This window comes from Streptomyces sp. NPDC051636 (assembly GCF_044453765.1).
Classification (GTDB): Bacteria; Actinomycetota; Actinomycetes; order Streptomycetales; family Streptomycetaceae; genus Streptomyces.
On sequence record NZ_JBITDA010000027.1, the window covers coordinates 97,821 to 111,514 of the forward strand.

Here is a 13,694-nt window from a genome sequence, read left to right on the forward strand (position 1 = left end):
CCCGTCCCTCACCCCGGCCAGACGATCGCCTGCACCTCGCTGTACGCGTGCAGCGCGTAGACCCCCACGTCCCGGCCGACCCCGCTCCTCTTGAACCCCCCGAACGGCGCCTCCATGTTGCGGCCGACGGTGTTGATCCCGACGCCGCCGGACCGCAGCCGCCGCGCCACCCGGAAGGCGCGGGCCACATCGCCGGACCAGACGTAGTCGATCAGGCCGTAGTCGGAGTCGTTGGCGAGGGTCACGGCCTCCTCCTCGTCGTCGAAGGGGATCACCGAGACGACAGGGCCGAATATCTCCTCGCGGGCCGCCCGCATGTCGTTGGTGCAGTCGGCGAGGAGGGTCGGGGAGACGTAGAAGCCCCGGTCGAGCGGCGGGCGTTCGCCGCCCGCCACCACCGTCGCCCCCTCCTTGCGGCCCAGTTCGACGTACGACTCCACCCGGTCGCGGTGTTCCGCCGAGATGACCGGGCCCACCACCGTGTCCGCCTCGGCCGGGTCCCCCACCTTCAGCTTCCCCGCGTACGCGGCCAGTCCCGAGACGAGACGGTCGTACACGCCCCGCTGCACCAGCACTCGCGTCGGCGCCGTGCAGATCTGCCCGCTGTAGAAGGAGAAGGTCGTGCCGATCCCCGCCACCGCCGACCCGATGTCCGCGTCCTCGAAGACGACCGCCGCGCCCTTCCCGCCCAGCTCCATCAGCTGCCGTTTCATCCCCCGCCCGCACACCTCGGCGATGCGCTGTCCGACCGCCGTGGAGCCGGTGAAGCTCACCATGTCGACGTCGGGGGAGGCCACGGTGGCCTGGCCGACTGCCGTCTCGCGGCCGGAGACGACGTTCACGACACCGGGCGGTGCCCCGGCCGCCTCCAGGGCCTCGGCCATGCGGTAGACGGACAGCGGGTCCTGCGGGGCGGGCTTCACCACGACCGTGTTGCCCATGGCCAGCGCCGGGGCGACCTTTCCGGCCGGGTTCGCCCAGGGGTTGTTGTACGAGGTGACGCACGTGACGACGCCGACCGGCTGGCGTACGGCCAGCGCGCCCATCACCCCCGCCTTCCCCATCGGTCCCGCCTCGTTGATCTGCGGCGGGATCGCCCATTCGGCCGGTTCCACACGCGCGTACCGGCGGAAGCGGGCCGCGGCCACCCCGACCTGCATCGCCCGGGCCGTGCCGGTCGTGGCCCCGGTCTCGGCGCGGGCGAGGTCGGCGTACGGGACCAGGTGGGCGCGGATGTGGTCGGCGGCCCGGGCCAGGACCGCCGCCCGTTCCTCCGGCGGGGTGCGGGACCACGGGCCGGAGGCCTCGCGGGCCGCGGTACAGGCCGCGTGCGCCTGATCCCGCGAGGCCTCCGGTGCCCAGCCGACGGTCTCCTCGGTCGCCGGGTCGGTCACCGGGTAGTGGCCGCCGTCGGGGTCGACCCATGCGCCGCCGATGAACAGCCGCTGTCCACCGCTCACTTCGTGCTCACCGTCCGGGTGTCCCGCCCCGAGCGCAGCACCCGGCCGGGGACCGCCCCGGTCACCACGTCGTCCCGGATCGCCTCGACCCCATTGACCCAGACGGCCCGTACGCCGATCGCCTTGGAGTCCAGCCGCGGGCTGTCACCCGGCAGGTCGTGCACCAGGGTGGCCTGGCCCGCGGAGATCCGCTCCGGGTCGAACAGGACGAGGTCGGCATGCCAGCCCTCCCGGACCCGGCCCCGCTCGCGCAGGCCGAAGAGGCGTGCCGGGTCGTCCGTCAGCATCCGCACCGCCTGCTCGAGGCCGACCAGTTTCCGGCCGCGCAGACAGTCCCCGAGGAACCGGGTGGTGTACGGCGCCCCGCACATGCGGTCCAGGTGCGCGCCCGCGTCGGAGCCGCCGAGCAGGACGTCCTCGTGCTGCCAGGTCTCGGCGCGCAGAGCCCAGGACGCGGGGTCGTTGTCGGTGGGCATGGGCCACAGGACCGTACGCAGGTCGTCGGCCGCGCAGATGTCCACCAGGCAGGCGAAGGGGTCCTGGTCGCGCTCCTCGGCGATGTCCCGGACCACGCGGCCGGTCAGCCCGCGGTTCGCCGCGCTGTAGGTGTCGCCGATGACGTACCGCCCGAAGTCCGCCAGCCGCCGGAAGACGCCCGCCTCCTTGGACTCGGCGCGGCGCAGCATCTCCGCCCGGACCTCCGGGTCGCTGAGGCGCGCGATCCGTTCGGGCACGGGCAGGCCGAGGATCTCGCCCCAGCCGGGGATCAGGTTCAGCGCGCAGAAGGTGCCGAGGGACATGTTCATCGGCGTGAGGATCGGCATGGTGAGCGCCACCACCCGGCCGCCGGCCTTGCGGGCCCGTTCGCTCGCCGACAGCTGCCTCGGCACCCGCTCGGGAACGGCCGCGTCGACCGTGAGGACGTTCCAGTTCAGGGGCCGTCCGGCCGCCGCGCTCATCTCCACGAACAGGTCGATCTCGGCGTCGCTGAACTGGTCGAGGCAGCCCGCGACGATCGCCTCGATCTGCGTGCCCTCGTGCTCGCCGACGGCCCGGGACAGGGCCAGCAGCTCCTCGGGCCGCGCGTGCCTGGAGGCGACCGGTCTGCCGTCACCGTCGGAGTGGGTGGACGACTGGGTGGTGGAGAAGCCCAAGGCACCCGCGTCCATCGCCTCGTGGAGGAGGCGCAGCATCTGCTGCAGCTGCTCCGGCGCGGGCTGCCCGCCGGTCGCCTCCGGGCCCATCACGTACCGGCGCAGCGCGCAGTGCCCCACCATGAAGCCCGCGTTGACGGCGATCCGGCCCTCCAGGGCGTCCAGGTACTCCCCGAAGGCGTGCCAGGTCCAGGGCGCTCCCTCCTCCAGCGCGACCAGGGACATGCCCTCCACCTTGGACATCATCCGCCGGGTGTAGTCGGCGTCCTCGGGCCTGTCCGGGTTCAGGGGGGCGAGGGTGAAGCCGCAGTTGCCGGCGGCGACCGTCGTCACGCCGTGATTCAACGACGGCGTCGCGTACGGGTCCCAGAAGAGCTGGGCGTCGTAGTGGGTGTGGGGGTCGACGAAACCGGGGGTGAGGACGAGGCCGGTGGCGTCCTCGGTGGTCCCGGCGTCCTCGGTGACCTGGCCGATCACGGCGATCCGGCCGTCCCGGATCCCCACGTCGGCGGTGTACGCGGGCGTTCCCGAGCCGTCGACGACGGTGGCGCCCCGAATGACGTGATCCAGCACGGTCCCCCCTTACGCCGCTTCCCGGAACCGGGTGGTCCGGTGGACCGGATCCGTGTCGATCTTCGGGATGACGTGCTCACCGATCAGCCGGATGGTCTGCAGCGTCTCCTCCTTGGGAACCCCGACCGGCAGTCCGAAGCTGAGCTGGTCGGCGCCGGCCTGCTCCCAGCGTTTGCACTGCCGCAGCACCTCGTCGGGGTCGCCGCAGATCAGCAGCTCCTCCTCGACGAGGAGTTCGACGAACTCGGGGGTGTACTCGGGGAGCGTCTCCGGCCACTCCGGGAAGCCCTCGGGGCGCGGGAAGGTGTCGTGGTAGCGGAAGACGAGGGAGGGGAGGTAGTGCAGGCCGCCGCCCGCCGCGATCCGGATCGCCTCGTCGTGCGTGGGCGCGCAGATGGCGGTGGTCGTCACCATCACGTTGTCGTTGACGAAGTCCCCGACCGGTTCGGCGTTCACGATCGCCGTCTTGTACTGCTCCAGCACCCATTCCATGTCGGAGACCTTCTGGATGCTGAAGCCGAGCACTCCGAGGCCCTTCCGCGCGGCCATGGCGTACGACGGCGGCGACCCGGCCGCGTACCACATCGCCGGGTGCGACTTGCCGTACGGCTTGGGGAGCACCTTCCTCGGGGGCAGCGACCAGTGCATGCCCTGGAAGCCGGCGTACTCGTCCTGGAGCCACATCTTCGGGAACTCGGCGATGGTCTCTTCCCAGATTTCCTTGGTGTGGTTCATGTCGGTGATGCCGGGCAGGAAGCCGAGGATCTCGTGGGATCCGGCGCCCCGGCCGCTGCCGAACTCGAAGCGCCTGCCGGTGAGGTGGTCGAGCATGGCGACCTTCTCGGCCACCTTCACCGGGTGGTTGACCTGCGCGAGGGGGTTGAAGATGCCGGAGCCGAGGTGGATGCGCTCGGTGGCGTGGGCGAGGTAGCCGAGGAAGACGTCGTTGGCGGAGAGGTGCGAGTACTCCTCCAGGAAGTGGTGCTCGGACGCCCAGGCGTACTTGAAGCCGGACCTGTCCGCCTGGATGACGTACTCGGTCTCCTCCATCAGCGCCTTGTGCTCGGCCAGCGGGTCGGTCTCGGCGCGCTTGCCCACGTATCCCTGTACAAAGAGCCCGAATTCCAAGGCGGACCACCGTCCCCAGATAGTCGTTCTGACACATCGTCAGATTCAGCTGTCCGCCGACTCTGGCACCGGGCGCGTGGAGGGTCAATAGCTGACGGAGAGTCAGATAACGGAGACCCCGGCGAGCCATCCCCCGTCGATCACGAACGGCTGCCCGGTGATGTACGAGGAGTCGTCGGACGTGAGGAAGAGCGCGAGGCGCGCCACCTCCTCCGGCCTGCCGATCCGCCCCAGCGGTACGAGCCTGCGGTACAGCTCGTCGAGGGCCTTCGTGGTCTCCTCGGGGTCCGCGTCCGGGTCCAGCCCGGCCGGGTTGGACATCGGGGTGTCGATGGCGCCCGGGCAGATGGCGTTGACGCGGATCCTCCGGTGCGCCAGCTCCAGGGCGGCGACCCGGGTGAGCCCGAGGACGGCGTGCTTGGTGGCGGCGTAGGCGCCCACCGCCGCCATGCCGGTCAGCGCGGTGTACGAGGCGGTGTTGACGATCGCCCCGCCCTCGGTCATCGCGGGCGCGACCGTCTTCACGCCGAGGAAACAGCCGACCTGGTTGACCTGCACGACCTGCATGAACTCCGCCAGCGGCGTGTCCACCAGGGAGTTGAAGCGCAGGATTCCGGCGTTGTTGACCAGCCCGTCGACCCGGCCGTAGGCCTTCCGCGCGGCGGCGAGCGCGGCCTGCCAGTCGTCCTCCCGGCTCACGTCCAGGTGGACGTACGGCGCCCCCAGCTCCTTCGCCAGCGCCTCCCCTTGGTCGTCGAGCACATCCGATACGACCACCCGGGCGCCCTCCGCCGCGAAGAGCCGCGCCTCCTGCTCGCCCTGTCCGCGCGCCGCGCCGGTGATGATGACGACGCGTCCGTCCAGCTTGGCCATGTCTCTCCTCAGTCGAGTCCGGGGGCGACCTCCGCCCCGAAGGCGGCTATCTGATCGGTGAGCTCGGCACGGCTCCGGCAGCGGAACCGCACCTGGATCTGGTGCACGCCCATCGCGCGGTACGCCCGGAGCGACTCGGCGAGGGCGTCCGGGCTGCCGGTGAGGGTGCGGCGGCCGGTGTCCCAGGCGGGCCGGCCGACGTACAGGGGTTCGGTGATCGCGCCGATGGTGAGGGGCGCCTCGACGCCCGCCTCCTCCCGGACCCGCCGGATCCGGGCGATCTGCGCGGGCAGCCGGTCCCGCGGGTCCCCCTGCGGCAGCCACCCGTCGCCCTTGAGGGCGGCCCGGCGCACGGCGGCGGGCGAGGAGCCGCCGACCCAGAGGGGGATACGGGGCTGGGCGGGCCGGGGACGCTGGCCGAGCCCCTCGAAGTCGTACGTCTTCCCGTGGTGTTCGGGGTATTCGTCCGGGCCCAGGGCAGCCCGGAGGGCGTCGATCGACTCGTCGAGCAGCGGGCCGCGCCGCTCGAAGTCCACCCCCAGCGCCTCGAACTCCTCCCGCACGTGCCCGGCGCCGACCCCGAGGACCAGCCGCCCGCCGCTCAGCTGGTCGAGGGTGGCGTACTGCTTGGCGGTCACCAGCGGGTGCCGGAGCCCGACGATCGCGACGTGACTGAGCAGCCGGACGCGTTCGGTGACGGCGGCGAGGTGGGAGAGGGTGGCGACGGGGTCGTACCAGACCGTGCTCATCGCGGGCGCGAGGCGGCGCGGGATGGCGACGTGGTCGCAGCAGGCGAGGTAGGCGAAGCCGGCGCGGTCGGCGGCGCGGGCGATCCCGACGAGGTCGGCGGGGCCGGCGGAGGCTTCCCAGGCTTCCGCGTAGAGGGTGCTCTGCGACTGGACGGGGAGCTGGATGCCGTAGGCGAGGCGCCCCTCGGGCAGCCCCTCGGGCAGTCCCCGGCGCAGGACGGACATGACGAACCCCCTGAGGATCATTGACGCTCCGTCAGATCAACGGCTGGGCACATCGTCGTAACTGACGCTCCGTCAGACACGGGCCCGGCCGGCCCCGCCCGCACCGCTCCCGGGCCACAGCCCGTCCTCCGTCAGCCCGAGCAGCTCGATCGCGTTGCGCCGTACGATCCGCTCGACCACGTCGGCCGCCAGGTGCCCCATCTGGGCCTCGCCGACCTCGCGGGACTTCGGCCAGGTGGAGTCGGAGTGGGGATAGTCGGTCTCGTACAGCACATTGCCGACGCCGATCGAGTCGAGGTTGCGCAGCCCGAAGGCGTCGTCGAAGAAGCAGCCGTAGACGTGCTCGGCGAACAGCTCGGAGGGCGGCCGGTGGACCTTGTCGGCGACGCCTCCCCACCCCCGGTTCTCCTCCCACACCACATCGGCACGCTCCAGGATGTACGGGATCCAGCCGATCTGCCCTTCCGCGTACATCACCTTCAGGTTCGGGAACCGCTCGAACTTGCCGCTCATCAGCCAGTCCACCATCGAGAAGCAGCAGTTGGCGAAGGTGATGGTGGAGCCGACGGCGGGCGGGGCGTCGGCGGAGGTGGAGGGCATGCGGCTGCTGGAGCCGATGTGCATGGCGACGACCGTGCCGGTCTCGTCGCAGGCGGCGAGGAAGGGGTCCCAGTCGTCGGTGTGGACGGAGGGCAGGCCGAGGTGCGGGGGTATCTCGGAGAAGGCGACGGCACGGACCCCGCGGGCGGCGTTCCGCCGGACCTCCCGGGCCGCCAGCTCGGCGTCCCAGAGGGGAATGAGGGTGAGCGGTATGAGCCGGCCGTGTGCCTCGGGCCCGCACCACTCCTCCACCATCCAGTCGTTGTAGGCCCGCACGCACAGCAGGCCGAGGTCGCGGTCCTCGGCCTCGGTGAAGGTCTGCCCGCAGAAGCGGGGGAAGGTGGGGAAGCAGAGCGCCGACTGCACGTGGTTGACGTCCATGTCGGCGAGGCGCTGCGGGACGTCGTACGACCCCGGCCGCATCTGCTCGTACGTGATCACCTCGAGCCTGATCTCGTCCCTGCCGTAGCCGACGGCGGTGTCGAGACGGGTGAGGGGCCGATGCAGGTCCTCGTACACCCACCAGTCGCCGACCGGGCCCTCGTCGCCCTGTTCGCCCATGACGGGCTTGAACCGGCCACCGAGGAAGGTCATTTCCTTCAGGGGGGCGCGGACGATACGTGGCCCGATGTCCTTGTATTTGCCGGGAAGTCGATCCTGCCAGACGTGCGCGGGTTCGACGGTGTGGTCGTCGACGGAGATGATCCGCGGAAAGTCGCCGGGGGCGCCGAGCGGGATGCTGCCGAGGGTGCCGCTCCGGCTGTCGTGAGTGTCCATGGCGCCCACCGTAGCGCCGAACTGACGGACCGTCAGCTGCTGGGGTGATGGTGTGTGATGGTGGGGTCTGTGCGGAACTGTGCACAGAGCATGTGAGGGGGTTGTGGACTCCCGTGAGTCGGCCTGTGATCGGCGCCTCCGACGGCTGACGCATCCGCCCTGAACAAGGCAAACTGACGTAGTTGTTCGGGATGCCTAGGGGGACGAACGCATGGACGGTGGACCGCGAGTACCGGAGCAGCGGCGCCCCGCCTCCTCCGCCGGGGAGCCGGCGGCGCTGCGCTTCAGCGTGCTCGGTCCGGTGCGCGCCTGGCGAGGCGAGGAGCCGCTCAACACCGGCTCACCCCAGCAGCGCGCCCTGCTCGCCGCCCTCCTGCTGCGCGAGGGCAGGACGGCGACCGCCGCGGAACTGATCGACGCCCTGTGGGGCCCCGAGCCGCCCTCCCAAGCCCTGGCGGCGGTACGGACGTACGCGTCGAGGCTGCGGAAGGTGCTGGACCCCGGGGTCCTGGTGAGCGAGTCGGGCGGCTACGCGGTGCGAGCGCTGGGCGACGGGGCCCTGGACCTGGCGGTCGCGCAGGAGTGGGCGGCACAGGCGGAGAAGGCGCGGAACGCCGGGGATCTGTGCCATGCGCGCGATGTGCTGAACCGGGTGCTGGGGCTGTGGGACGGCGAACCCCTGGCGGGGGTGCCGGGCCCGTACGCGGACGCGCAACGAGTGCGTCTGGAGGAGTGGCGGCTCCAGCTGTTGGAGACCCGCCTGGACATGGACCTGGAGCAGGGCTGCCACGCGGAGGCGGTCTCGGAGCTGACGGCGCTGACCGCTGCCCACCCGCTCCGGGAGCGGCTGCGCGAGCTGCTGATGCTGGCGCTGTACCGCAGCGGCCGCCAGGCGGAGGCGCTCGCGGTGTACGCGGACACGCGGCGCCTGCTGGACGAGGAGCTGGGGGTGGACCCGCGGCCGGAACTGAAGGAACTCCAGCAGAGGATCCTCCAGGCGGACCCGGCACTCGCGGAGCCCTCCGCGCCGGTGGCGGAACCGGCGGTGGTGCCGGTGCGCCCGGCGCAGCTTCCGGCGACGGTGCCGGACTTCACGGGGCGTGCCGGCTTTGTGGACGAGCTGAGCGAGGTGCTGGCGTCGGCCGAGGGCCGAGTGATGGCCGTCTCCGCACTGGCCGGGATCGGGGGCGTGGGCAAGACGACGCTGGCCGTGCACGTGGCCCACCAGGCGCGCTCCACCTTCCCCGACGGCCAGTTGTACGTGGACCTGCAGGGCGCCGGCCCGAGGGCGGCGGAGCCGGAGACGGTACTGGGCTCCTTCCTGCGGGCACTGGGCACGGCGGACTCGGCGATCCCGGACTCACTGGAGGAGCGGGCGGCGCTGTACCGGTCGGTCCTGGACGGGCGGCGGGTGCTGGTACTGCTGGACAACGCGCGGGACGCGGCGCAGGTACGGCCACTCCTGCCCGGGACCGAGGGGTGCGCGGCACTCGTGACCTCGCGGGTGCGGATGGTGGATCTGGCGGGGGCGCACCTGGTCGACCTGGATGTGATGTCCCCCGAGGAGGCCCTTTCCCTGTTCACGAAGATCGTGGGCGAGGAGCGGGTGGCGTCGGAGCGGGAAGCGGCGCTGGACGTGGTCGCGGCGTGCGGTTTCCTGCCGTTGGCGATCCGGATCGCGGCGTCCCGTCTCGCTGCCAGGCGGACATGGACGGTGTCCGTACTCGCGGCGAAGCTGGCGGACGAGCGGCGGCGACTGGACGAACTCCAGGCCGGCGACCTGGCGGTCAAGGCGACCTTCGAGCTGGGCTACGGACAACTGGAGCCCGCGCAGGCACGGGCGTTCCGCTTGCTGGGGCTGGCCGACGGGCCGGACATCTCCCTGGCGGCGGCTGCGGCTGTGCTGGACCTGCCTGCGGAGGAGACCGAGGACTTGCTGGAGGCGTTGGTCGACACCTCCTTGCTGGAATCGGCGGCGCCTGGGCGGTACCGGTTCCATGACCTGGTCCGGCTCTACGCGCGTGCTTGTGCGGAGAGGGATGAGCTGTCGGCCGACATGCGGGATGCGGCGATGTCGCGGTTGCTGGACTTCTACCTGGCCACGACGGCCGGGGTGTACGCCATCGAGCGGCCGGGGGACCGGCTGGTGGACGACCTGGAGCCGACGGAGTTCCCGGGGCTGTGGTTCAGTGAGGGAACTGCGGCTCTGGACTGGCTGTACACGGAGGCAGCGCCGCTGCTGGCTTGCGTGCGGCAGTCGGCGGGGACGGGGCGGCTCAGGCGGGGGGTGGATCTGCTGTGGGCGGCCAGGGACCTGGCCGAGTCGGGCGCCAACTCCCATCAGTACGAGGCGACGGCTGTGGCCATGTGCGAAGCAACACAGGCAGCGAGGGATGTACACGCCGAAGGCAGAGCCCGCACGACGCTCACGGCTGTGCTGCTGGTCTCAGGCCGCATCCAACAGGCTGCTGAGGAGGCACGGCTCGCCATGGAGTGCGCGGCATCCGCCGACGACTCAACTGCCGCCAGCTGGGCGGCCAATGACCGGGGGCTCATCGCCCTTCACCAGCACCAGTACTCGGCTGGCAAGGTCTTCTTCGATCAGGCGATAGAGGGGTTCCGAGCAGCCGGCAACGGCCTTTGTGAGGCAACGGCGTTGTGCAATCTCTCGCGTGCCCACATGGGGATGGGCAACATCACGAAGGCGATCGAGTTCGCGCAGCACGGCCTCGCCGTCCACATCAAAGTGGGCAGCACGATGCGGCTGGCGAACGGGCACTACGCCTTGGGAGTGGCGCTGACCAAGGCCGACCGGCACGCTGAAGCCCTCAGTCAGTTCTCCGAGGCCCTGACCATCTTCACAGACCACCGACAGCGGCTCTGGGAAGGGACCACCCACTTCAGGATCTCCGAGGCGCACATGGCTGCCCGTCGTCCCGCCCAAGCGGCTCAGCACGCCGAACAGGCCCTGGCACTCGGATGCATCGGCGGCGACCGGACGCGGGGCAGCGTCCTGACACTCTTGGGTCGCGCCCTTGCTTCCTTGGGACAGGCGGACCGCGCAAAGGCCTGCTGGCGGGATGCACTCAACCTCTACGAACAGAATGGCGCTGAGGAGGCCCAAGAGGTGCGCGCATTGCTCTCACCGACCGCAGCGGCATAGTCAGCGCGCACGAACGCGCACTGCCGACGTTCAGCATTCGTTTATCCGAACCCGGCACTCTCGTACGTGTCACACCGTCGCGTCGGGGGGCAGACGGTCTGACCAGGAGCCCAACCGGCTAATCTGCGGCTCCGAACGCCCGTCCGGCAGCCCTCGGGGGAGCTTCCGGGCGGGCGTTCCTCACTCGTCACCACAGCAGAGGGAAGCAAGCCCATGAGCGACTCGAAGAAGGCCGCGGACGCGACTCCGCTGGACAACAACATGCCGAGCGAGCCGGCGGCGACCGACGAGACCATCATCACGCTCGACAACAACATGCCGAGTGAGCCCGCCAAGGACACCATCAAGACGATGGACAACAACATGCCGGCCCCGCCCGCCTTGGACCTGAACGGCAAGTAGACCTCCATCCCGACGGGGATCGGCCGCGGCAGCGCGGAGGGGAGCTGCCGCGGCCGAGGTGTGTCCGGAGCCGGAGGAAGACCCGGACCGTTCTTTGACAGGAAGTATTCGATCTACTCGAACGCTCGTTCCTTGGAAGCTGGCGTCACCTACGCCCTTGGAATCCGCCCCACCTCCCCCCTCGAAGCCGTCGGCCACCACGTCCGTCCCGTCCAACCGGGCTTCCCTGCCCTACGTGCCGGATGAGATTGGTGACGAACTCGGTGACGCAGAGCTGCACATCGGCACAAGCGGCTTCCAGATACCGGCGTACGGTGCGGCGCAGGGCCTTGAAGACGCTTCGGCTGCGCAAGCCCAACTGGCGATCAGTGATGATGAGTTGTGCCCTCACCCGAGTTATCCACAGGCCAAGCGGCAGACGGGGAATTCTGCGATCTTGACCGAGTGGAACGGAAGGACTTAAAGGCGCTGTCGGTGAGGGGCATCCTCCTCACCTCACGGGCCGTCGAAGCCGGCTGGCCCCGGCGGAGCCTCACGCGTGCGCTGCGGGCCGAGGGCTGGACCCAGCTCCGCCGTGGCGCCTGGGCCGAGCCGGGGCGGGAGCTGGGCCTGCTCACTCAACTCCGCGCGGTGCAGTTGCTCGACCCCCGGCTCGTCGTGAGCCACCGTTCGGCGGCTGCTCTCTGGCGGATCGAGACTCTCAACGGTGGCTCCGATGCGCCCCTGGAGTTCATCGACCCGCAGCTCGCCGTCCGCCGTGTGGGCAGCGGCGTCCGCGTGCACCGCCTGCCGCTCACTGGGACGGAAATGGGCGAACGACAGGGCCTGCGGATCACGACCCTGGCCCGCACACTCACCGACCTGCTGCGATGCGGCCCCAGGGACGAGGCGGTCGTCGCCGTGGACTCGGCTCTCTCCTACCGCAGGGTCGCAGGCGTCCGCCGCGCCCCGCTCGCCGGGCTGGATTCGATCGCCGCCGCCCTTGAGGTCCCCTCCCGGGGGTCGGCCAGGGCCCGGGGCTGGCTGCGCCTGGCCGATCCGCTCGCCGGGTCACCCGCCGAGACCGTCGCCCGACTGCGCATGTACGACGCCGGGCTCCACCCCGAGAGCCAGGCCGAGGTGCGTACCCCTGACGGTCGTAGCCGGTACCTCGACTTCCTGTTCCGGGCGGAGGGGCTCGGCGTGGAGATCGAGGGCTACGCCTACCACGGCACCCGTGACGCCCACCGCCGGGACATCACCCGCTACAACCAGCTCCTCCAGTGCCCGGAGGTGCGCAGGCTCCTCCGTTTCAGCGCCGAGGACGTTTTCCACCGGCCTGCCTACATGGTCGAGGAGATCCGGGCCGTCCTGGCTTCCCTGGCCCGCGTCGTCCGGTGACCGTGGGGGCCGCCCGCTTCTTTGCCAGTGTCGTGCTTCCGCGGCCCGCCTCAAGGGCGCTGCGTTCCGCTTCGCTCCACTCCGCGTCGCCTTCGGCGATCGGCCTACGGCCGACCCTTGACCCGGGCCGCTCCAGCACGGGGAAGAAGCGAGCGAGCGGCCCAGGAAAAGCAGGGGCCGAGGCAGGCCTTCCCTTGCGTGGGCTGCGTCCCCGGCCAGGGTGCGGGGGCGCGGTCGCGCCTCGCCAGCACGCCGGGTCGGCTTGGCGGCGAGCGGTGGGTGGGTGGTGCGGTGCGCGGTGGGTGGGGGTGGGGGGTGGGGGGTGGGTGGGGGGTGCGCGCTGGGTGGACGGGGGCACGCCGGGCCGGCTCAGCGACTTGCGGTGGGTGGGGGGTGCGCGCTGGGTGGGCGAGGGCACGCCGGGCAGGCTCAGGGGCTGACAGCCAGTGGGGGGGTGGGCGGGGGCATGCCGGGACGACTGAGCGGCTTGCGGCCGGAGGGATGTCGGATCCCAATCCCGGCAAGGCCGGTGCGATCGGGGTGGGGACCCATGCGGAGCGCGCGGAGCGGCTCTGGGACGCAATTGCAAGACATGGGCCACGCCCAACCTCTCCCACCTGCGGTTTTGTCTCCCAATCGCTGCTCACATCTTCCAATTGCTCATCGTGCGTGGCTCGTGGGACTGGTGTGACGGGAGGGTAGACCGCTGAGCCCTCCCGTCGCCCTATGCACCGCCCATCGCCCATCGCCCGCCGTCCACCGTCCACCGTCCGCCGTCCGCCGTAAGGCGCCAAGCGCGCCGCCACCCGCCTGGAGCCGCACCCACGCCCGCCTGGCGCCCTACCCACGCCCGCCTGGCGCCCCACCCACTTACCGATCGACGCTAAACCGAACCGGCGTGCCCCCACCCACCCAGCGCGCACCCCACCCCCACCCCCACTCACCCCCATGCCGCCAAACCCACCCGGCATACAGCGAGACGCGACCGCACCCCACCCACCGGCCGCAAGCCGCCAAACCCGCCCGGCATACCCCAACCCACCCAGCGCGCACCCAACCCCCACCCCCAACCCCCACCCCCACTCACCCCCAAGCCGCCAAACCCACCCGGCGTGCAGGCGAGACGCGACCGCGCCCCCACACCCCGGCCCGCCACGCAGCCCACCCAAGGGAAGACCCACCTCGGCCCCCCGCTCTCCCCGGGCCGCCC

The 13,694-nt window shown here is 71.3% G+C and carries 9 protein-coding genes; 3 read left to right on the forward strand and 6 right to left on the reverse strand.

Translation table 11 applies throughout. The features are described 5' to 3' along the window. Positions 1 to 8 precede the first annotated feature (8 nt). From ACIBBH_RS34405 to ACIBBH_RS34430, 6 genes are all read right to left on the reverse strand, one after another. Complete coding sequence (locus ACIBBH_RS34405; protein ID WP_399411504.1) at positions 9 to 1,460, reverse strand: aldehyde dehydrogenase family protein; 1,452 nt, start codon at positions 1,458 to 1,460, stop codon at positions 9 to 11. Then, positions 1,457 to 3,187, reverse strand: coding sequence for an amidohydrolase family protein (locus ACIBBH_RS34410; RefSeq protein WP_399411506.1), 1,731 nt, complete (start codon positions 3,185 to 3,187; stop codon positions 1,457 to 1,459). The genes ACIBBH_RS34405 and ACIBBH_RS34410 overlap by 4 nt, the downstream gene beginning before the upstream one ends. 9 nt (positions 3,188 to 3,196) lie before the next feature. Continuing rightward, positions 3,197 to 4,315, reverse strand: a complete 1,119-nt coding sequence (locus ACIBBH_RS34415; protein ID WP_399411508.1) for an LLM class flavin-dependent oxidoreductase — start codon at positions 4,313 to 4,315, stop codon at positions 3,197 to 3,199. 102 nt (positions 4,316 to 4,417) lie between these two features. Next, positions 4,418 to 5,188: an SDR family NAD(P)-dependent oxidoreductase gene (locus ACIBBH_RS34420; protein ID WP_399411510.1), complete on the reverse strand. Its 771-nt coding sequence runs from the start codon at positions 5,186 to 5,188 to the stop codon at positions 4,418 to 4,420. A gap of 8 nt (positions 5,189 to 5,196) precedes the next feature. Next, a complete protein-coding gene (locus ACIBBH_RS34425; RefSeq protein ID WP_399411527.1) occupies positions 5,197 to 6,162 on the reverse strand; it encodes an LLM class F420-dependent oxidoreductase in 966 nt (321 codons plus the stop codon). A 72-nt stretch (positions 6,163 to 6,234) separates the two neighbouring features. After that, positions 6,235 to 7,539 carry an amidohydrolase family protein gene (locus tag ACIBBH_RS34430; protein WP_399411512.1) on the reverse strand — a complete coding sequence of 435 codons (1,305 nt, stop codon included), beginning with the start codon at positions 7,537 to 7,539 and terminating at the stop codon, positions 6,235 to 6,237. 211 nt (positions 7,540 to 7,750) lie between these two features. Between ACIBBH_RS34430 and ACIBBH_RS34435 the strand changes: the two genes are divergently transcribed. The 3 genes from ACIBBH_RS34435 (at position 7,751) to ACIBBH_RS34445 (ending at position 12,484) form a co-directional block, all read left to right on the forward strand. Beyond that, positions 7,751 to 10,702 carry a BTAD domain-containing putative transcriptional regulator gene (locus ACIBBH_RS34435; RefSeq protein ID WP_399411514.1) on the forward strand — a complete coding sequence of 984 codons (2,952 nt, stop codon included), beginning with the start codon at positions 7,751 to 7,753 and terminating at the stop codon, positions 10,700 to 10,702. A 213-nt stretch (positions 10,703 to 10,915) separates the two neighbouring features. Continuing rightward, the gene (locus ACIBBH_RS34440) at positions 10,916 to 11,104 is read left to right on the forward strand and encodes a hypothetical protein (RefSeq protein ID WP_399411516.1); all 189 of its coding nucleotides are present in this window, start codon (positions 10,916 to 10,918) and stop codon (positions 11,102 to 11,104) included. Between the two features lie 474 nt (positions 11,105 to 11,578). After that, entirely contained in the window at positions 11,579 to 12,484 is a 906-nt protein-coding gene (locus tag ACIBBH_RS34445; RefSeq protein WP_399411518.1) for a hypothetical protein, read from the forward strand. Positions 12,485 to 13,694 lie beyond the last annotated feature (1,210 nt).

What these genes read in the sequence shown, in the direction of transcription:
- ACIBBH_RS34440 (WP_399411516.1), top strand. Translation starts at nt 10,916, where the DNA reads ATGAGCGACTCGAAGAAGGCCGCGGACGCGACTCCGCTGGACAACAAC.
- ACIBBH_RS34420 (WP_399411510.1), bottom strand. Translation starts at nt 5,188, where the DNA reads ATGGCCAAGCTGGACGGACGCGTCGTCATCATCACCGGCGCGGCGCGC.
- ACIBBH_RS34425 (WP_399411527.1), bottom strand. Translation starts at nt 6,162, where the DNA reads ATGTCCGTCCTGCGCCGGGGACTGCCCGAGGGGCTGCCCGAGGGGCGC.
- ACIBBH_RS34430 (WP_399411512.1), bottom strand. Translation starts at nt 7,539, where the DNA reads ATGGACACTCACGACAGCCGGAGCGGCACCCTCGGCAGCATCCCGCTC.
- ACIBBH_RS34435 (WP_399411514.1), top strand. Translation starts at nt 7,751, where the DNA reads ATGGACGGTGGACCGCGAGTACCGGAGCAGCGGCGCCCCGCCTCCTCC.